The organism is Myxococcales bacterium (assembly GCA_012517325.1).
Lineage (GTDB): Bacteria > Lernaellota > Lernaellaia > Lernaellales > Lernaellaceae > JAAYVF01.
The window spans coordinates 1-19,520 of the sequence record JAAYVF010000121.1 but is presented as its reverse complement, the minus strand read 5'-3'; the positions used below and the strand labels follow the sequence as shown (position 1 = coordinate 19,520).

Here is a 19,520-nt window from a genome sequence, read left to right as displayed (position 1 = left end):
AGACGCCTCCGTTCGTTAAAAGAAGGGATTGGTCCGCTTTTCCCGCCCGATCGTCGTGCGCGGTCCGTGCCCCGGCCAGACGACGGTGTCGTCGGGCAGCACGAACAGTTTTTCGCGGATGGCCGCGGTGAGGCGGGCGAAGCTGCCGCCCGGAAAATCGGTGCGGCCGATCGACCCGGCGAAGAGCGCGTCGCCGACGAACGCGTGGCCCGGATACAGGACCGCCAGCCCGCACGGGCTGTGGCCGGGCAGTTCGACGATTTCTCCCGTCAGTTCGCCGATGGTGAGCCGGTCGCCTTCGACCACGGTGCGGTCGGCCGGCGGGCTTTCGGGCACGGCCATGCCGAACAGCATCGCTTCCGCGTTGACGTGGCCGAGGCGCGCCGCTTCGTCCGGATGGGTCACCAATTCGGCTCCGGTCGCGGCTTTCAACTCGGCGTTGCCGCCGATGTGGTCGAAATGCGTGTGGGTGTTGAAAATGGTGACGCACGTCAGGTCCGCGTCTTTCAGCAGGGCCAGGATATGCGGCACGTCGCCGCCCGGATCAATGACCATGGCCCGGCGCGTCGCCTCATCGCCGACGATGAAGCAGTTGACGGCCAGCGGGCCGGCTTCGAGGTGTCTGATAATCATTCCGGCAGTTGCTCCTTAACGAGGTGAAATATCCTATTCATCGTCCGGCGGGCGGTCAACCGATCCGGCCGCGCCGGCCAGGAATATTTTCGCGGCGCCCGTTTTGCGCCCGCGCGGAAAAAGCGCGATTTCGTGTTGCCTTTCCCGCCGTTGCCACACTAAAATACCCGACATTGCGGCAATTCCAAATCCCAGCGGTCGGCGTGGCCGATGGCGCGACGGGCTTTTTTTCGAGGTACACGGCAAAACGCATGTTTGAAGCGGGCACCATTCTGGCGGGCAAGTACCAGATCGTCGAAAAGATCGGGATGGGCGGCATGGGCGCCGTCTACCGGGCGCGCGAGATCGATTTCGATGTCGACCGTAGCGTGGCGATCAAAGTGTTGCCGCCGCACCTGGTGTCCGACGAAAAACTGGTCAAGCGCTTCCACGAGGAAATCAAGATCCTCGCCCGCATGGACCATCCGAACATCGTCCCCGTCTATTTCGTCGGCCAGGAACAGGATTACCTGTTTTACGTCATGAAGTACCTGCGCGGTGAAACCCTCAAGGCGCGCATCCGCCGGACCGACAGCCTGCCGCCCGATCTGGTCGCCGACATCATGATCCAGATCGGCCGGGCGGTCGATTACATCCACAAAAACGGGGCGATTCATCGCGACATCAAGTCGGTCAACATCATGCTCGACGAGCAGGACAACGCGACCCTGATGGACTTCGGCATCGCCAAAATTGCCGGCGGCGCGAACCTGACGGCCGACGGCGAGGTGCTCGGCACCGCCCCCTACATGGCGCCCGAACAGTGGGAAGGCCGCAACGACCGGCGGTCGGACATCTACGCCCTGGGCATTCTGATGTACGAAATGCTCACCGGCTCGCCGCCGTTCGCCGGCCAGAGCCTGTCGGAAATCATGGCCGCCCATCTGCGCCAGATGCCGCTCCCCTTGCGCACGATTCGCCCCAACATCCCCGAGGAACTGGCCGCGGTCGTGCACCGTTGCCTTGCCAAGGCGCCGGAAGACCGCTTCGCCACGGCGGCCGATCTGGTGGCGGCGCTCACGTTCGTGGATCGGACCATGCAACACGCGGCCGCCCCGGCGTCCGTCCCCGCCATCGGGTTGGAACAAACCGTGCTGATGACCGACGGGCCGGAGGGCAAATCGTTTCACGATCCGCTGGCCCGCGCCGACCGCCTGGTGGCGGCGGGCGAGCCGCGCAAGGCCTACGAGGTGCTGCTCGACCTCACGCCGCCCGATTCGACCCACGCCGGGTTCATCGAAAAACTCGAGGAATTGCGCGACTTGGCCGAGAAGGACGAGGCCGTCCGCGTGCAGGCCGACGAATTGATCGGCGCCGCCCAACCCGACGAGGCACGGGTCTTGCTGGAAAAACACCTGGCTGAGTACCCGGCGAGTAAAAACCGCGATCTGCTGCTGCAGGTCGCCGCCGGAAAAAGCAACGGCGCGGCGCTCGCGCCGACCGTGGCGCTGACCCCGAAAGAGGCGCGCCGGATCAAAAAAAGCACCGCATTGCCGGCGAAAAAAAACAAATGGGTCGCGCCGATCATCCTGGGCGGCGCGGTCGTTTTCGCGCTGTTGCTGGTCGGCCTGACGTTTCTCGCCAACGAAACGACCAGCAGCGTTTTGACCCGCCTGGGCGATCGGCTGTTCGAGAGCAGTTGGTACGTCCGGCCGCCGCTGTTGAACGCGAGCACGTGCCTGCGACTGGCCTATTTCTACGACGATTCCAATCTGACCGCGAAAAACAAACGGCACGAAATGGCCATTCACCTGGTTCGGGTGGCGGACGGTTTCGCGCGCCAGGAAAACAACGAATTGGCGTTGAGATACTACGGTTGGGCGATCCAAATCGAAAACAATCCGGCTTGGGTCAAAACGTACAACAAGATTTACGAGTCGCAACGGAATAAAAACTGATGCACGCCCTGCCTCGCACGCCTCTGGCGACGGTCGATATCATCATCCGGCTTCCCGACGAGAAAATTGTGTTGATCGAACGGAAAAATCCGCCCTACGGATGGGCCATCCCCGGCGGATTCATCGATTACGGCGAGTCCGCCGAGGAGGCGGCGCTTCGTGAAGCCAAGGAAGAAATCGGCCTGGACGTAACGCTGGAACGGCAGTTTCACGTCTATTCCGATCCGCGCCGCGACAAACGGTTCCATACGATCTCCACGGTGTTCCTCGCCACGGCTTCCGGCACTCCACAAGCGGCCGACGATGCGAAAAACGTGGGGATTTTCGACCGCGAACAGGCTTTCGCGCTGCCGCTGGCCTTCGATCATCGCGAAATTCTGCAAGACTTTTTCGAACGCAAATTCTAGTTTCTTTTATTGCCGAAAATCCCAGATATGGACGATCCAAGATGCGAAAAATCCATATATAGGATCGTTCCCCCGCTACCTAAAAATCGCCTGATTTAATCGCAAGTTTGTTGCGTTTCGGAAAACTTTTTTTCTTGACATGTGGGAAATGGTGGGGCAAAATGTCGCCCAGTGTCATGAAAACCCAAAAAGTGTGTGAGGAACCCTGTGCAGTTCATGGGCACCTACCCGATAAAGATCGATATCAAAGGTCGGGCCAGTGTACCCAAACCCTACCGGGAGATCCTCGAAAAGCAGGCGATCGACCAACTCGTGGTGACCAACTACCAGGATCAGGGTTTTTCCTGCCTGGAAGTCGTGCCGCTGCCGGTCTGGGATAAGTTTTTACGGAAATTCCAGGAACGGCCGCAGATGGACCCGCGGGTGGAAGTGTTTCGCAACTTCTACGTCACGCCGGCCCACGCGGTGGCGCTGGATACAGCGGGGCGGCTCTTGATCCCGCAGCACCTGCGCGATCAGGCCGGGCTGGACCACGAGATCATCGTCGTGGGCGCCACGGACCGCTTCCGGATCTGGGACGCGGAATCGTGGGCCAAGGTCTTCGCGGAATCGGCGAAACAGTTCGCGGAGGCGAAAGCCGCCCTGGCGGCGGACTTGAGCTGATGCCGGCGCACCTGCCGGTGCTGCTGGCGGAGGTTCTCGAGGGCATTGGGATATCGGCGGGAAGCGTCGTGGTCGACGCGACCTGCGGGGCGGGCGGATACACCGAAGCCATCGCGGAAGCGGTGGGCGACAGCGGCACGGTGATCGCGCTCGATCAGGACGACGCGGCGCTTCAACTGACTCAAACACGCCTGGCGCGATTTCGGCACATTCGCTTTGTCCGGGCGAATTTTCGTGATCTCGAGGAAGTGCTTCGTTCTTTCGCAATCGAATCGGTCGATGCGATCTGCGCGGATTTGGGCCTCGGCAGCTTTCAGCTCGACGATCCGGAGCGCGGGTTCTCGTTTCGCAGCGAGGCGGAAGTGGACATGCGAATGGATCGGCGGGCGCCGCACACCGCGGCGGAACTGCTGCGGCGGCTGCCGGCGGCCGAATTGGGCCGCATCCTGCGCGAGTACGGCGAGGAGCCGCGCTGGTCGGCGGTGGTCCGGGCGGTGCTGGCCCATCGCGAGGCGGGATTGCCGTTCACGGGCACGGTGCTGCGCGAGCTGGTGCACCGGGCCGTGGGCGGCGCCCGGCGGCGGGACGTCGACGCGGCGACGCAGGTCTTTCAGGCGCTGCGCATCGCGGTGAACGACGAACTGGGCGCGCTGGCCGCGTTTCTCGCGGCGGCGGAACGGGCCGTCCGCTCCGGCGGCCGGTTGGCGGTGGTGACCTACCACAGCCTGGAAGACCGGCTGGTGAAGCAGGAATGGCGCGCGGCGGCCAAAGGTTGCACCTGTCCGCCCGACCTGCCGCGTTGCGTTTGCGGTAAAGAGCCGCGGTTGCGGGTGCTGACGCGCAAACCGATCGTGCCGACCGAGGCGGAAATCGAACGAAATCCGCGGGCTCGCAGCGCCAAGCTGCGGGTGGCGGAAAAGAAATAAAAAAAAAACAGCGGCGGTGAGGATGCGATCATGACGGAACTGATCTTCTCGCGTTCCCGGAGCGAACGGCGGCCGATCGCGAAAAAGGCCGGTTGGCGCCGGTTTTTGTTGTCTCTGCTCGACGAGCGCATCGGGTGGAGCGGCGTCCTGCTGACGGTGGGCGCGGTGGGGCTCGGGTTTCTGCTGGTATTTTCGCTGGTGCGCGTGCGCAGCGAGGCGGTCCATTACGCCAAGGAAATGTCGGTTTTGAGCGAACGCGTCCGGTCGCTGGAAATGGAGACCGAGGATCTCAGTGTGCAATGGCAGGTGATGCGCAGCCCCGAACGGCTGGAGAAACTGGCGCCGAGCCTGAACCTGGCCGCGCCGAAACCGGAACAGGTGGTCGTCATCGGTGAGACCCGTTAGCCTCGACATCCGCAACCGCTACCGGCAACGGCACCCGGCGTTTGTCCGTTCCTGGCAGGCCCGGCCGGTCGTCGCCAGCGCCTCGGCCGATTTCGAGGAAATGCGCCGCCTGCGGGTTTCCCTCGTTTTCCTGATTTTCGTGATCGGCTTTCTGGCGCTGACGACCCGGGCCGTCTATCTCACCGTCTTTTGCCACGACGATCTGACCAAGGAAGCGGAAATCCGCCACAACACCGCGATCGAGCTGGCCAAGCCGCGCGGCGAAATCATCGACCGCAACGGCGAACGCCTGGCCATCACCATCGATACCGACTCGATTTTCGTCGATCCGAAATTCGTCAAAACGCCGCCGGAAACCGCGCATCTCCTCGCCACGATCCTGAAACTGGACGAAGCCACCGTCCTGCAGAAATTGCAAAGCAGCCGCCGCTACGAATGGATCAAACGCAAGGTGCCGCCGGAACAGATCGCGGTGCTCGACAAGACCGATCCCAAACTGTTGCTCGGCGTCGGTCGGATCAAGGAATCCGAGCGCCGCTATCCGTTCGCCGGCATGGCGGCCGCCGTGCTCGGCTTCACCAACATCGACCTGCTGGGCCTGGAAGGGCTGGAACAAAAATTCGATAAGACCCTGGCCGGCGAGCCGGGCCACATCGCGGCCATGAAGGACGCCAAGGGGCAGACTTTTTATACCGAGGGCGTGCGCACCGTCGGCCGCCAGGACGGCCGTACCCTGCGCCTGACGCTGGATTCGAAAATCCAATGGTTCGCCGAGACGGCGCTGGACGGCGTGGTGGAAAAGCACCACCCGGCGGCGACCTGGGCGCTGGTCATGGACGTGCGCACCGGCGAAATCCTGGCCATGGCCAATCGCCCGTCGTTCCTACCCGAGCAGGCGGGCCGTTCCCAGCCCTTCGACCGGCGCAATCACCCGACGCTGGACATGTACGAGCCCGGTTCGACGATGAAACCGATCACCGTGGCGATCGCGTTGGAAGACGGCAAGGTCCGCCTCGACGAGAAAATCGACTGCCAGGGCGGGTCGTGGTCGTTCGGCGGCCACATCATTCACGATACGCATGCGCACGGCGCGCTGACCCCGGCGGAAATCATTCGCGTCAGCTCGAATATCGGCGCCGCCAAGCTCGCCCTGCGCGTCGGCAACAAAGGCATGTTTCAAGGGTTCCGGAATTTCGGTTTCGGCCAGCGGACCGGCGTCGACTTTTCGGTGGAAACCACGGGTCAGATGCGCAACTACGAAACCTGGTATCCGATCGACCTGGCCACCCAGGGTTACGGCCAGGGCATCAGCGTCACTTCCATTCAGTTGCTCAACGCCATGGCGACCCTCGGCAACGGCGGCCGCCTGATGAAGCCTTACCTGGTGTCGGAAGTGATCGCGGCGGACGGCACGGTGATCCAGCGCAACAATCCGCAGATTGTGCGGCGGGTGTTGAGCGAGAAAGTCGCCCGTGAAGTGGTGCAGATGATGACGCTGGTCACGCAGGAAGGCGGCACAGGTACGCAGGCGGCGCTGAAGGATTTTCTGGTGGCGGGCAAGACCGGCACCGCCTACAAGGTGGACCCGCGGACCGGTAAATATCACCCGACCAAGCGCGTCGGCAGTTTCGTCGGCCTGGTGCCCGGCGAGGACCCGCGGTTGGGGATCATCGTGGTGGTCGACGAGCCCGCGGGCACCGGCTACGGTGGCATCGTCGCGGCACCGGCCTTCCGCGAAATCGCGGTGCGCTCGCTCGATTACTTGGGCGTGTTCGCCGCGCGACAGAAGGAAGAGAACAAGCTGGCCGCCGTGCTCGAAAGCCACGCCACGCGCCGCCTCGACGCGGAAGTGGATGACGACCCGGTGCTGGTGACGACGGAAGAGGACGTGATGCCGAATTTTCTGGGCCTGTCGATGCGCATGGCCCGCAAATTGGCGGATCAGCTCAAATTGAACGTGTCGCTGCAAGGCTCGGGAGTCGCGGTGCGTCAGGATCCGGCGCCCGGCGCCCGGCTGACCGAACCGCGACAGGTCACGGTCGAATTTTCACCGCAGGGTTGAGAGAGGGACAAGATGCTGCTGAGCCAACTGATTGCCGATTTGCCGTGGGCCGCCGCCAACCAGGACGTCGAGGTGCGGCGGGCGCTCGTCGATTCCCGTCAGGTGCAACCGGGCGATCTGTTCGTCGCCATTCGCGGCCAGCAGACCGACGGCGCCAAATTCGTTCCCCAGGCGCTGGCCGCCGGCGCCGTCGCCATCGCCGCCGAGGATGACATCGACACTCGCGGCGTCCCCCTGGTGCGGGTCGCCGACGCGCGCCGTTTCGCCGCCGTCGCCGCGCACCGGCTGGCCGGCGATCCGACCGCCGACCTGACGCTGATCGGCGTGACCGGCACCAACGGCAAAACCTCGGTAACGTACCTGCTCGAGGCCATCCTGCGCGAACAGGGCCGCGAGGTCGGCGTCATCGGCACGGTCAACACCCACTACGACGGCATCGTCACGCCCAACCGCTTCACCACCCCGGAAGCGCCGGAATTGGTGCAAACCCTGCTCGAAATGAAGGCCAAGGGCGTGGATACGGTCGTCATGGAAGTCAGTAGCCATGCCTTGCAACTTCGCCGGGTCACCGGTTGTCAATTCGACGTGGGCGTGTTCACCAACCTCTCGCGGGACCACCTGGACTTCCACGGGGAACTGGACGCCTACCTGGCGGCGAAAAAGCGCCTGTTCGACGAGATTTTGCCGGTGTCGGCTTCGGTCAAACCCCGCGTGTTCGCGGCGGTCAACCTGGAGGATCCCGCCGGCCTGACCATCCGCAAGGCGACGCCCGTGCCGACGGTCGGTTTCGGCGGCGAAGGGCAGGTTTACTGGCGCGAGGTGATTTGCGATTTCGACGGAATCCGCGGGCGCCTGCAATACGGCGATCGGGAACTGGAAATCGGCTGCCCGCTGCTCGGCGATTTTCAGGCGATGAACATCCTGGCGGCGGCCGCGGTCTGCCTGGGCCTGCGGATCGACGGTGAGCTGGTCCGGGCCGGGTTGGCCAAATGCCGGCACATTCCCGGCCGCCTGGAACCCGTCGGGCACCAGGACTTTCTGGTGTTGGTCGACTACGCCCACACGCCCGACGCGCTGGCGAACGTCGGTTCGACCATGCGGCGGCTGGCGCGCGGCCGGCTGCTGGTGGTCTTCGGGTGCGGCGGCGATCGCGATCGCGGCAAACGGCCGCTGATGGGCGCGGCGGTGGCGCAGCAGGCCGATCTGACCCTGGTGACCAGCGACAACCCGCGCACCGAAACGCCGCAGGCGATCATCGAGCAGATTCTGCCCGGTGTGGAAAGAATGGGGCGGCGGCGGATCGAGCCCTCTGAGGTCGCCGGCTGGAACAACGGGCCGGTTTATGCGGTCGAACCCGACCGGGCCAAGGCGATTCAATTGGTGGTGCGGGCCGCGCGGCCGGGCGACGTGGTGCTGATCGCCGGCAAGGGCCACGAGGATTACCAGATCATCGGCTCCGCGCGGATTCACTTCGACGACCGCGAGGTCGCGGCGGCGGCACTGGCCGCCCGCTTGAAGGCATAGCCGGATGAACGAATTGTTACAGGCGGGAAGCGTGGCGCGGCTGAGCGGCGGCCGGTTGGCGGCCGGATCGCCGGAGATCGCCTTCACCGGCGTCACCACCGATACGCGCGCGCTGCGGCCCGGCGAATGTTTCATCGCCCTGAAGGGGCCGAATTTCAACGGCCACCGCTTCCTGGAAACCGCGGTCGCCCAGGGCGCCGCCGGCCTGGTGGTCGATGAGGAAATCGCGCCGCCGGCGCGGCCCGGCGTAGCGGTGATCCGGGTGGAGGACACGCTGTACGCCCTGGGCGAACTGGCGCGCGGCACCCTGGCCGAGCGGCGGTTGCCGGTGCTGGCGGTGACCGGTTCGACCGGTAAGACCACGACCAAGGAAATGTTGTTCGAGGTGCTGCAGGCGGCCCGTCCCGGCAAGGTGTTGCGCAACGAAGGCAACTTCAACAACCTGATCGGCCTACCGTTGTCGGTGCTCAAGATCCAGCCCGAACACGAGGTGGTGCTGCTCGAAATGGGCATGAGCCTGCGCGGCGAAATCCGGCGCCTGGCCGAAATCGCCCGGCCGACGATCGGCGTGATCACCAACGTCAGCGCGGTGCACCTCGAACACCTCAAGACGATCGGCGCGGTCGCCCAGGCCAAGGGCGAGCTGCTGGAAAATTTCGGCGCCGGCCACATCGCGGTGCTCAACGCCGACGACCCGCGGGTCGCCTCGATGGGCGCGGGCAAGCCCTTCCGCACGATCTACTTCTCGCTGGCCGCCGACGGCCCGGCCGAGGTGAAGGCGCTGGCCGTCGAGCCCAAGGGCTTCGAGGGCATCGCGGTGACGATGGAAATCGCCGGCCGCCGGGCCGACGTTTACCTGGCGACGTTCGGCCGCCACAACGTCGGCAACGCCTTGGCGGCGGCCGCCGCCGGCCACGCGTTCGGCGTTCCGCTCGAGGCGATCGTCCGCGGGCTGGAACAGTTCCGGCCACCCGCCATGCGCAGCCGGGTGCTCAACATTTTCGGCATCACGGTGATCGACGACTGCTACAACGCCAATCCGCGCAGCATGGACGCGGCGCTCGCGGCGCTCGACGAACTGGCGGGCGAGGGGCGCAAGATCGCGGTGCTCGGCGACATGTTCGAACTCGGCCCCGAGGCCGAGGCCGCGCACCGGCGGCTCGGCCGTCACGCGGCAAAGATCGGGCTGGACCGGCTGTTCTTGCTGGGCGAAATGTCGCCGCTCGTGGCCGCGGGCGCGCGCGAGGAAAAGATGGATCCGCAACGGATCGTGCTGGCCGGCGATCACGCTGCGATCGTCGACGAACTGCGGCGGACCGGCCGGCGCGGCGATGTCATTCTGGTCAAGGGTAGTCGCGGCATGCGGATGGAACGCGTGGTGCGCGGTTTGAAAGGGGAAGCGCTGTGATGCTGGCGGGTCGCAAGGTGTTGATCGCGGGCCTCGGGAAAAGCGGCGTGGCGGCGGCTCGCCTGACCCGCCGGCACGGCGCCAAGGTGGCGGTCAGCGACGCGCGCGACGGCGAGAAACAGCGCGCGGCGGTTCGCGAGTTGGCGCCGCTGCTGGAAACGAGTGAGTTGGGCGGCCACTCCGCAACCCTGTTCGCCTGGGCCGATCTCATCGTCAGCAGCCCGGGCGTGCCGCTGGCCTTGCCGATTTTTCAACAGGCACGCGAGCGCGGCGTCGAAATCATCGGCGAGGTCGAACTGGCGTTCCGCCTGCTGGCGGCGCCGGTGATCGGCATCACCGGCACCAAGGGTAAGTCCACGACCACCGCGCTGGTGGGCGAAATGCTGATCGCCGACGGCCGGCGGACTTTCGTCGGCGGCAATCTCGGCACGCCGCTGGCCGAGGCGCTGCTCGCCGAGGTCCCGCCGGAAATCGCCGTCGTGGAATTGTCGAGCTTCCAGTTGGAAACGATCGTGGAACTGCGGCCCTCGGTCGCCGCCCTGCTGAATCTGGCGCCCGACCACCAGGACCGTTACGCCTCGCACGACGACTACGTCGCGGCCAAGCGGCGCCTGTTCGCCCGGCAATGGCCCACCGACGCGGCGGTGCTCAACGCGGATGACGCGGGCGTGATGGAACAGTCATTCGCCGTACGCAGCCGCTTGTTCACCTTCGGCGGCCGCGATTCCAACGCGTGGTTCGCGGGCGATGTTCTGCACCTGCGGTTGGACGGCGCGCCGGAGACCTACGACGCGGCGAAGTACCTGCCGCCCGGCAAGCACAACCGGGAGAACCTGGCGGCGGCGGCGCTGATGGCACGGCTGGCGGGCGCTTCGCCGGCGGCGATTCAACAAACGATCGAAACGTTTCGCGGCCTGGCGCATCGCCTGGAAACGCTCGCCGAAATCAGCGGCGTGTTGTACGTCAACGATTCCAAGGCGACCACGCCCGGCGCGGTGCGCACAAGCCTGCGGGCGATGAACCGGCCCGTGATCCTGATTCTCGGCGGGCGCGACAAGGGCGGCGACTGGTCGACGATCAGCGTCGATGTCGTCTCGCGGGCGCGGCTGGTATTCGCTTACGGCGAAGCGGCGGCGCGGATCGCAGCCGGCCTGGCGGAAATCCCGATCCGGATCGTCGGCCCCTTCGCCGAGGCCTTGGCGCAGGCGCGCGCGGCGGCGCGGCCGGGCGAGGCGGTGCTGCTCTCGCCGGGCTGCGCCAGTTTCGACCAGTTCGCCAATTTCGAGGAGCGTGGCGAGGCCATGCGGCAGTGGGTGGAGCGGTTGTGAGCAACGAGATCGTTTACCAGCGGCGCGGCCTGGACCGGTATTTGGTCCTGCTGGTGCTGTTGTTGTCGGCCTTCGGGCTGCTGATGGTCTACAGCGTCAGCCAGCCGTTGACCGAACAACCGCTGCTGTATTTTAAGAAACAGGCCATGCACCTGATGCTCGGCATGGCGCTGATGCTGCTGCTCAGCGGCGCCGACCTCCGGCGACTCGACAACAGCAAGGTAATCGGCGCGATCATGGCGGTCGTTTTCGTCCTGCTGATCCTCACCTTCATTCCGCCCTTCGCCGCGCCGGCCAAGGGCGCCCATCGCTGGATCAACCTCCCGGTGCACTTGCAGCCGTCGGAACTGGCGAAGGCGACGATGATCCTGTTCTTCGCGCATTACCTGGCCGCGCAGGGCGAGGGCATTCGCCGCTTTTGGCGCGGCGTGGTGCCGCTGGTGGGGATCGCGATGCCGTTCATCGGCCTGATCGCCATCGAGCCCGACCTGGGCGCGGCGGCGGTCATCGCGGCGCTGATGATTCTGATGCTGTTCATCGGCGGCGCCCAGTGGCGCGTCATCGGGCTGGGCTTTGTCGGCGGCGCGCTGTTCATCGCCTCGCAGATCGTGATGGCCCCGTGGCGCGTCAAGCGGCTGCTGGGCTTTCTGGATCCGTCCCGCGATCCGCTCGGCGTCAACTGGCAGACCTGGCAGGCGCAGATCGCCATCGGCCGCGGCGGCCTGACGGGTGTGGGCATCGGCAACGGCTGGCAGAAATTCTATTTCGTGCCGGAAATGCACACCGACTTCATCCTGGCCAACCTGGGCGAAGAGATGGGCCTGCTCGGCCTGCTGCTGGCCTTCCTGCTGTTCTTCTTCCTGATCTGGCGCTCGATCCGCCTGTGTCTGCGCGCCACCGACCTGTTCGTGCGGCTGTGCGGCCTGGGCGCCGCGTTGCTGATCGGCATGCAGGTCCTCATCAACGCCGCCGTGGTGATGTCGCTGCTGCCCAACAAGGGCTTGTCGCTGCCGTTCTTTTCCTACGGCGGCTCGAACACCCTGCTCAATTTCGCCTTGATCGGCGTGATCCTCGCCGCGGCGCGCCAGGCTCCGGTGGACGCGACGAGCAAACCGAAAGTTTTGCACTTGCTCCAACGGCGGGAACTCCCGGCCGAGTCGGAAGAGGGAATCACATGTTAGGTTCGACCGAACACATCCATTTGGTGGGGATCGGCGGCATCGGGATGTCCGGCATCGCCGAAATCCTGTTGAACCTGGGCTTTCGGGTTTCCGGGTCCGACCTGAAGGACAACGAAATCCTCGCGCACCTCGCCGAACTGGGCGCGACGATCCATACCGGCCACGCCGCCCAGTTCGTCGCCGACGCCGACGTGGTCGTGACCTCGAGCGCCATCCGCCCCAGCAACCCGGAGATCATCGCCGCCAAATCGGCCAAAATCCCCGTCATCCCGCGCGCCGAGATGCTCGCCGAACTGATGCGGATGAAGCGCTACGGCATCGCGGTCGCCGGCAGCCACGGCAAGACCACGACCACCAGCCTGCTGGCCACGGTGCTGGGCGCGGCCGGGTTCGATCCGACCGTCGTCGTCGGCGGCCGGGTGGACGCGATCGGCAGCAACGCCAAGCTGGGCGCCGGCGAGACCTTCGTCACCGAGGCCGACGAATCGGACGGCAGTTTCCTGTTGCTCAACCCGACCGTGGCCGTGGTGACCAACGTCGACCTGGAACACCTCGATTATTACTCCGGCCTCGAGCAGCTCAAGCGGACGTTTCTGACGTTCATCAACAAGGTGCCGTTCTACGGCGCGGCCGTGCTGTGCGTCGACGATGACGCGGTCCGCTCGCTGTTGCCCTCGGTGCGCAAACGTTTGATCACCTACGGCCTGTCGCCGGAGGCGGAATTCCGCGCCACCGACATCAGGCCCGACGGCTTCGCCACCAGCTTCACCGCGCACCATCACAAACTGGGCGAACTGGGCCGTTACCGGCTGCCGCTGCCCGGCAAGCACATGGTGCAAAACGCCCTAGCGGTGCTCGCCGTCACCCATGAACTGAACGTGCCGGCGGAGACGGTGCGCCGGGCCCTGGGCGAGTTCACGGGCGTGCGGCGGCGCTTTCAGCGCGTCGGCGAGGTGAACGACATCTGGGTCATCGACGACTACGGCCATCACCCCACCGAAATCCGGGCGACGCTGGCGGCGGCGCGCGCCGGGTTCGGCCGGCGGCTGTTGGTGGCCTTTCAACCGCACCGCTACACGCGGACGCGGGACATGTTCGACGAATTTCTCTCGACCTTCGGCGAAGCGGACAAACTGCTGGTCACCGATATCTACGCCGCTTCCGAAACGCCGATCGAAGGCGTGACGGCGCAAAAACTGGTGGACGGCATCCGCGCCTACGGTCATCCGGACGTGACTTACATCGCCGATCGGAACGAATTGCTGCGAACCCTGTACGAGAACGCGCGGCCCGGCGACATGGTCATCACCATGGGGGCCGGCGATTTGAACCATCTGGCGGTGAAACTGGTCGAGAAATTAAAGGAAAAATTTGCGTGACCGGATCCAGACTCCATACGCGATTGGCGGAATTGTTCGGTGAGCGTTGCGCGTTCGGCGTGCCGATGGCGCCGCTGACCACCTGGCAGGTGGGCGGACCGGCGGATTGCCTGTTGCGCCCCGTCACGGCCGAGGAAATCGCCGAGGTCGTCCGGCTTTGCACCGCCGAGAACGAAACGTTCCGCGTCTTCGGCGCGTGCTCCAATCTGCTCATCCTGGACGGCGGCCTGCGCGGCGTCACCTTGCTGATGCGGCAGGGCTTCGAAAAATTCGAGCCGGAATTCCGCGACGGCGGCGAGGTCGTGCTGACGGTCGGCGCCGCCCTGCTGTCCCAGACGGTCGTGGATCGCAGCGCCGCCGCGGGGATCGACGGCCTGCAATTCATTTCCGGCGTGCCCGGGACGATCGGCGGCGGCATCCGCATGAACGCCGGCACCTACCTGGGCGATTTCAGCCAGGTGCTGCGGGAGATCACCGTGGTCGACGCCGACGGCAAAATCCGCCGGGTGCCGCGTGACAAGCTGGTCTATCGCTATCGCGGCCTGGTGCTCGACGGTTCGTTCGTCGTCACCGAGGCCAAACTCGAACTGCGGCGCGGCGAGGCGGCGAAAATCCGGGCCGAGGTCGACGCGATCATCGCCAGCCGCCATTCCCGCCACCCGTGGGATCTGCCGAGCGGCGGTTCGACTTTCAAGAATCCGGAAAACGATCACGCGGGCCGGCTCATCGAGGCGGCCGGCTTGAAAGGCTTTCAGATCGGCGGCGCGCGCGTCAGCGAAAAGCACGCCAATTTCCTGGTGAACGTGGGACAGGCCAAGGCGGCCGACATTCTGGCGCTGATCGAGCACGTGCGCCAAACCGTCTACGACCGGTTCGGGATCTGGCTCGATCCCGAGGTGAAAATTCTGGGAGAGCGCGATGTACAAGGGTAAACGGGTCGGGGTGTTGTTGGGCGGGCCGAGTTCGGAACGCGAGGTTTCGTTGCGCTCGGGGCAGGCGGTCGCCGCCGCCTTGCGCGGCCGCGGTTACGACGTGGTCGAGTTGGATCTCGACGCGGAAACGCCGGCGAAGCTGCGCGCGGCGGGTGTCGAGGTGGTGTACAACGCGCTGCACGGCAAGTGGGGCGAGGACGGCTGCGTGCAGGGCCTGCTCGAACTGCTGCGCCTGCCGTACACCGGCTCGGGCGTCACCGCCTCGGCGGCCGGTATGGACAAGGTGATCAGCAAAAAGCTGTTCGAGTCGATCGGCCTGCCCGTGCCGCCGTACAGCCTGGTCGACCGCGTGGAATACGAGAGCACGCCGCCGCAGACGCCGCCCTACGGATTCCCGGTGGTGGTCAAGCCGGCGACGGAGGGTTCCAGCGTCGGCGTTTCGATCGCCAGCGATCCGGAGGAATTCGCCGCGGCTCTCGCGGCCGCTTTCCAGTGGGACGACCGGATCATATTGGAAAAATACATCGCCGGCCGCGAGTTGTCGGTGGCGGTGCTGGGCGCCGAGGCGTTGGGCCTCGCCGAAATCCGGCCGAAAAAACTACCCGACGAAAAAATCTCGTTTTACGATTACCACCACAAATACACCAAGGGCATGACCGAATACATCACGCACCCCGACAACCTCGACGACACCGTCGTCACCCGCGTCCAGACCATCGCGGTGGCCGCCAACGAGGCGATCGGCGGCGAGGGCATCGTGCGCGTGGATTTCCTGCTCGACGCGCAAAATCGCCCCTGGCTGCTGGAGGTCAATACGCTGCCCGGCATGACCGAACTGTCGCTGGTGCCGATGATCGCGCGCGACTGGCGCGGTCTGAGCATGGGCGAACTGGTCGAAATGGTGCTCGCGACCGCCCGGCTGAAGGTCGGGTCGTAAGGAGAGCCAAAAGTTGGCGAGCCGGTCCATCAACGTGCAAGTGAAACGCAACGCGCGCCGCCGCGATGTCCGCGGCTGGGGAAAAATGACCTTCGCGCGTTGCCGCAATGCCGGCCGGTGGGCCGGGCGCGTTGTTTGGCGCGGTTGGCCGGCCGTGTTGTTCGTGCTGTTGGTCGGGGTGATCTGGTATCGCCTGCATCACGCCGACTACTTCCGCCTCGCGGACATCCGGGTTTCGTCCGCCGTGCATGTGTCCAAGAGCGATTTCCTCTCCTTCATCCACGCGCGGCCGGGGCAGAACATCTTCTCGGTCAACCTGACGGACGTGGCGAACCAGGTGGTGTCGCATCCCTGGATCAAGGGCGCGGTGGTGCGGCGCGAATTGCCCGACACCCTGGTGGTGGAGATCGCCGAGCGTCAGGCCGTGGCGCTGTTGCAGATGGAGCGGCTGTACTTGGTGGACGCCGACGGCGTCGCCTTCAAGCAGCTCGACGAGGGCGATCCGCGCGATCTGCCCTTGCTGACCGGGTTTGCGAAGGAGGCGTTTCAGGACGGCGGCCAGACGGCGCGGCGGCAGGCGACCAAGCTCGGCGAGGCCGTGCAATTACTGTTGCTCAGCGAGCGGCTGGCGGTTTTTTCCGAGGCGGAGATCAGCGAAATCCGCTACGACCCGGTGGGCGGGTTCAGTTTGGTGACAATGGAGAAAGGGATGCTCGTGCATTTCGGGTACGGCGATTACGAGAACAAGTTGAAGCGTTTGGCGGCCGTGGCGGCGGCCTTGAACGGGCGGCTGCAGGCGGAAGCCCGAGTCGTGGATCTGGGCGTCGGTGATCGCGTCGCGGTGCGCGGTTTGCGGAAAGGCAACAACGCATGAAACGGAAACCGGGTTCGCTGATCGTCGGGCTCGATATCGGCACGTCCAAGGTGTGCGCCGTGGTCGCCGCCCAGCGCGAAAACGGGGTGGAGGTCATCGGCCTGGGCACCCATCCGTCTGATGGCCTCAGCAAGGGCGTGGTGGTGGATGTCGAAAAGACCGTCGCGGCGATCACCAAGGCGATCGAGGAAGCCGAAAAAATGGCGCAGGTCAATATCCGCTCGGCCTACATCAGCGTCGCCAACGCCAACGTCAAAGGCTTCACCAGCCAGGGCATGCTGCCGCTGCGGGGCCGCAACGTGGGGATCGAGGAAATCGAGCGCGTCGTCGAGGCCGCCGAGTCGGTCGCCATCCCGCAGGACTCGGAAGTGCTGCATGTGCTGCCGCAGGAATACATCCTGGACAACCTCAACGGCATCAAGGACCCGTCCGGCATGCGCGGCATGCGGCTCGAGGTCAACTGCTACATCGTCACCATCCAGTCGGCCAGCGTTGGCAACCTCGTCCAGTGCTGCCACCAGAGCGGGCTGGAAATCGAGGACGTCATCCTCTCGCCCCTGGCCAGCGCCGAGGCGGTGCTCAACCCCGAGGAGCGCGAGCTGGGCGTGGCGCTGATCGACCTGGGCGGCGGCACCACCGATCTGGTCGTGTTCAAGAACGACGCCGTCAAGTACACCGCCGTGCTGAGCTTCGGCGGCTTGCAGGTCAACAACGACCTGGCGCGCTGCCTGCATCTGACCACGGCCAAGGCCGAATGGCTAAAAAAGCGTTACGGCCACTGCATTCCCGGCGAGGTGATGGCCGGCGAGGAGATCGAGGTCGAGTCGCCCGACGACGGCGAGACGGTCATCGTCGACCACCGCGAGGTCTGCGAGATCATCGAGGCGCGGGTCGCCGAGATTTTGCAGTTCGTCAACAACGAAATGCTGCGCAAGGAACTGGACCGGCACGTCTCGTCGGTCGTGCTGACCGGGGGCACCAGCCACCTGCGCGGCATCGAGGACCTGGCGGGGTCGATTTTCAACCGCCACGTCCGGGTGGGGCAGCCGCGGCACGTCGGCGGCCTGGTCGACGTGGTGGCCAGCCCGATGTACGCGGCGGGCGTCGGCCTGGTGCTGCTGGCGGCGCGCGAGCAAGGCATGTCCCGGCTCGCCAAGGCCGAGGCGCCGCTGACCGGAAAAGTGAGTCGCAGTGTAAAAAATTGGTTGACCAAATTAATTAAATAAATTAACGCGGCAAGGGGGCCTCGGGCTCCGTGCAATGGAGGACAATATGGGGCTGAAGTTCAGTATCGTGGAACCGGAAGCCGTTCCCGCCAAAATCAAGGTGATCGGCGTCGGGGGTTGCGGCAACAACGCCATCAACACCATGATCGAGGACAACGTCCAGGGGGTGGAATTCATCGCCTGCAACACGGATAAGCAGGTGCTGAACCACAACCTGGCCCCGATCAAGATCCAGTTGGGCGCCGGCCTGGGCGCCGGCGGTAATCCCGAGGTCGGTCAGCGCGAAGCGGAAAAAACCATCGACCGCCTGCGCGAAACCATGCAGGGCGCCGACATGGTGTTCATCACCGCCGGCATGGGCGGCGGCACCGGCACCGGCGCCGCGCCGATCGTCGCCAACCTGGCCCGCGAAATGGGCGCGTTGACCGTCGGCGTGGTGACCAAGCCCTTCATCTACGAAGGCCGCCGCCGGATGCGCATCGCCGAGGAAGGCATCCAGAAACTGCGCGAGGCCGTCGACACCATCATCGTCATCCCCAACCAGAAACTGCTCGCCGTCGCCGGCACCGACACCTCGCTGATGGACGCGTTCCGCAAAGCCAACGACGTGCTGCTCAAGGGCGTCCGCTCCATCTCCGACCTGATCGTCCGCCAGGGCCACGTCAACCTCGATTTCGCCGACGTCAAATCGGTGATGAAAACCACCGACGCCAGCGGCGAACTGGCGCTGATGGGCACCGGCATGGCCAAGGGCGAGAAGCGGGCCGTCGAGGCCGCCGCCGAGGCGATCAGTTGCCCGCTGATGGAAAACGTCAGCATCGACGGCGCCCGCGGCGTCCTGATCAACATCACCGGCGGGCCCGACCTGCGCCTCTCCGAGGTCAGCGAGGCCGCCGAGTTGATCATGAAATCCTGCGCCGACGACGCCGCCATCTTCTGGGGCCAGGTCGTCGACATGAACATGAAGGAAGAGGTCCGCGTGACCGTCATCGCCACCGGCTTCGACGAGGCGCGCGAGCACCTCAACGAGCAGGCGACCCTGGTGGTCGAACGCAAAAAAGAGACCTACCTCAACCGCCAGACCCAGAATTGGGCCAGCGAAACCAAGGTGCGGACGATGGAACCGACCGCCACCCGGCGGCAGGAACTCGCGCCGGAGCAGCCCAAGCGGCAGCCGATCGCCGCGACGGCGACCCGGCCCAAGAGCGAGTTCCAGCCGTGGCGCGATCAGCGGCTGGTCGCCGAGGAAGACGCGTACGACGTGCCGGCCTTCCTGCGCAAACGCAAGCCGGATTGATCGGGTAATTAGGGAATCCGCCGAACCGGATCCTCCTTGCCGCGGGTCCGGTTGGCTCGTGATCGATAGCGCTCCTTGCACGGGGGGTTCGAACTCGCGTCGGCGGCGCGAAAAAACCGTCGGCCTTCGGGCCGGCGGTTTTGCTTTTTCTACCGTTCGGCAATGCGCCCGCTGGAATCCACACCGGGAGTGCCGACCGCATGTCCTCTGTAGGAGCGGCTTAGCAGCCGCGATATAAACCTTCACCGTAAGCTGGAAACCACACCAGGAGCGCAAGCGACCTGACTGGTGTAGGAGCGGCTTAGCAGCCGCGATAAAAACCCTCGCCGTCTTTCCGTGCGCCAGCCGGAAACCACATGTCTGCTTGCCTTGGTGCTTCATGCCGTAGGCATGATTGAATC

General features: G+C 65.1%; 17 protein-coding genes. 16 read left to right on the top strand and 1 reads right to left on the bottom strand.

Going from position 1 to position 19,520, the window contains the following annotated elements:
• Positions 1-15: 15 nt before the first annotated feature.
• On the bottom strand, positions 16-633 hold the full coding sequence (locus GX444_19825; GenBank protein NLH50830.1) for an MBL fold metallo-hydrolase: 618 nt from the start codon (positions 631-633) through the stop codon (positions 16-18).
• A 251-nt stretch (positions 634-884) separates the two neighbouring features.
• On the opposite strand from GX444_19825, the gene GX444_19820 reads away from it, so the two are divergent.
• From GX444_19820 to ftsZ, 16 genes are all read left to right on the top strand, one after another.
• Entirely contained in the window at positions 885-2,570 is a 1,686-nt protein-coding gene (locus tag GX444_19820) for a serine/threonine protein kinase (GenBank protein NLH50829.1), read from the top strand.
• A complete protein-coding gene (locus tag GX444_19815; GenBank protein NLH50828.1) occupies positions 2,570-2,977 on the top strand; it encodes an NUDIX hydrolase in 408 nt (135 codons plus the stop codon). Before GX444_19820 ends, GX444_19815 begins: the two co-directional genes overlap by 1 nt.
• A gap of 216 nt (positions 2,978-3,193) precedes the next feature.
• Positions 3,194-3,640, top strand: a complete 447-nt coding sequence (gene mraZ / locus GX444_19810) for a division/cell wall cluster transcriptional repressor MraZ (GenBank protein NLH50827.1) — start codon at positions 3,194-3,196, stop codon at positions 3,638-3,640.
• Complete coding sequence (gene rsmH, locus GX444_19805) at positions 3,640-4,566, top strand: 16S rRNA (cytosine(1402)-N(4))-methyltransferase RsmH (GenBank protein ID NLH50826.1); 927 nt, start codon at positions 3,640-3,642, stop codon at positions 4,564-4,566. The genes mraZ and rsmH overlap by 1 nt, the downstream gene beginning before the upstream one ends.
• A 30-nt stretch (positions 4,567-4,596) precedes the next feature.
• A complete protein-coding gene (locus GX444_19800) occupies positions 4,597-4,971 on the top strand; it encodes a hypothetical protein (protein ID NLH50825.1) in 375 nt (124 codons plus the stop codon).
• The gene (locus tag GX444_19795) at positions 4,958-7,033 is read left to right on the top strand and encodes a transpeptidase family protein (protein ID NLH50824.1); all 2,076 of its coding nucleotides are present in this window, start codon (positions 4,958-4,960) and stop codon (positions 7,031-7,033) included. Before GX444_19800 ends, GX444_19795 begins: the two co-directional genes overlap by 14 nt.
• Positions 7,034-7,045: 12 nt before the next feature.
• Complete coding sequence (locus GX444_19790; GenBank protein NLH50823.1) at positions 7,046-8,557, top strand: UDP-N-acetylmuramoyl-L-alanyl-D-glutamate--2,6-diaminopimelate ligase; 1,512 nt, start codon at positions 7,046-7,048, stop codon at positions 8,555-8,557.
• 4 nt (positions 8,558-8,561) lie between these two features.
• Positions 8,562-9,965 (top strand): UDP-N-acetylmuramoyl-tripeptide--D-alanyl-D-alanine ligase, encoded by a 1,404-nt coding sequence (gene murF, locus GX444_19785; GenBank protein NLH50822.1) that lies wholly within the window; start codon positions 8,562-8,564, stop codon positions 9,963-9,965.
• Positions 9,965-11,293 (top strand): UDP-N-acetylmuramoyl-L-alanine--D-glutamate ligase, encoded by a 1,329-nt coding sequence (murD, locus tag GX444_19780; protein ID NLH50821.1) that lies wholly within the window; start codon positions 9,965-9,967, stop codon positions 11,291-11,293. The genes murF and murD overlap by 1 nt, the downstream gene beginning before the upstream one ends.
• Positions 11,290-12,474: a putative lipid II flippase FtsW gene (gene ftsW, locus GX444_19775; protein NLH50820.1), complete on the top strand. Its 1,185-nt coding sequence runs from the start codon at positions 11,290-11,292 to the stop codon at positions 12,472-12,474. The genes murD and ftsW overlap by 4 nt, the downstream gene beginning before the upstream one ends.
• Entirely contained in the window at positions 12,468-13,853 is a 1,386-nt protein-coding gene (locus GX444_19770) for a UDP-N-acetylmuramate--L-alanine ligase (GenBank protein NLH50819.1), read from the top strand. Before ftsW ends, GX444_19770 begins: the two co-directional genes overlap by 7 nt.
• The gene (gene murB / locus GX444_19765) at positions 13,850-14,785 is read left to right on the top strand and encodes a UDP-N-acetylmuramate dehydrogenase (GenBank protein NLH50818.1); all 936 of its coding nucleotides are present in this window, start codon (positions 13,850-13,852) and stop codon (positions 14,783-14,785) included. Before GX444_19770 ends, murB begins: the two co-directional genes overlap by 4 nt.
• Positions 14,772-15,722: a D-alanine--D-alanine ligase gene (locus tag GX444_19760; GenBank protein ID NLH50817.1), complete on the top strand. Its 951-nt coding sequence runs from the start codon at positions 14,772-14,774 to the stop codon at positions 15,720-15,722. The genes murB and GX444_19760 overlap by 14 nt, the downstream gene beginning before the upstream one ends.
• A gap of 13 nt (positions 15,723-15,735) precedes the next feature.
• Positions 15,736-16,596, top strand: a complete 861-nt coding sequence (locus GX444_19755) for an FtsQ-type POTRA domain-containing protein (GenBank protein ID NLH50816.1) — start codon at positions 15,736-15,738, stop codon at positions 16,594-16,596.
• Positions 16,593-17,822 (top strand): cell division protein FtsA, encoded by a 1,230-nt coding sequence (gene ftsA, locus GX444_19750; protein ID NLH50815.1) that lies wholly within the window; start codon positions 16,593-16,595, stop codon positions 17,820-17,822. Before GX444_19755 ends, ftsA begins: the two co-directional genes overlap by 4 nt.
• A gap of 46 nt (positions 17,823-17,868) precedes the next feature.
• Positions 17,869-19,119 carry a cell division protein FtsZ gene (gene ftsZ, locus GX444_19745; protein ID NLH50814.1) on the top strand — a complete coding sequence of 417 codons (1,251 nt, stop codon included), beginning with the start codon at positions 17,869-17,871 and terminating at the stop codon, positions 19,117-19,119.
• Positions 19,120-19,520: the final 401 nt, after the last annotated feature.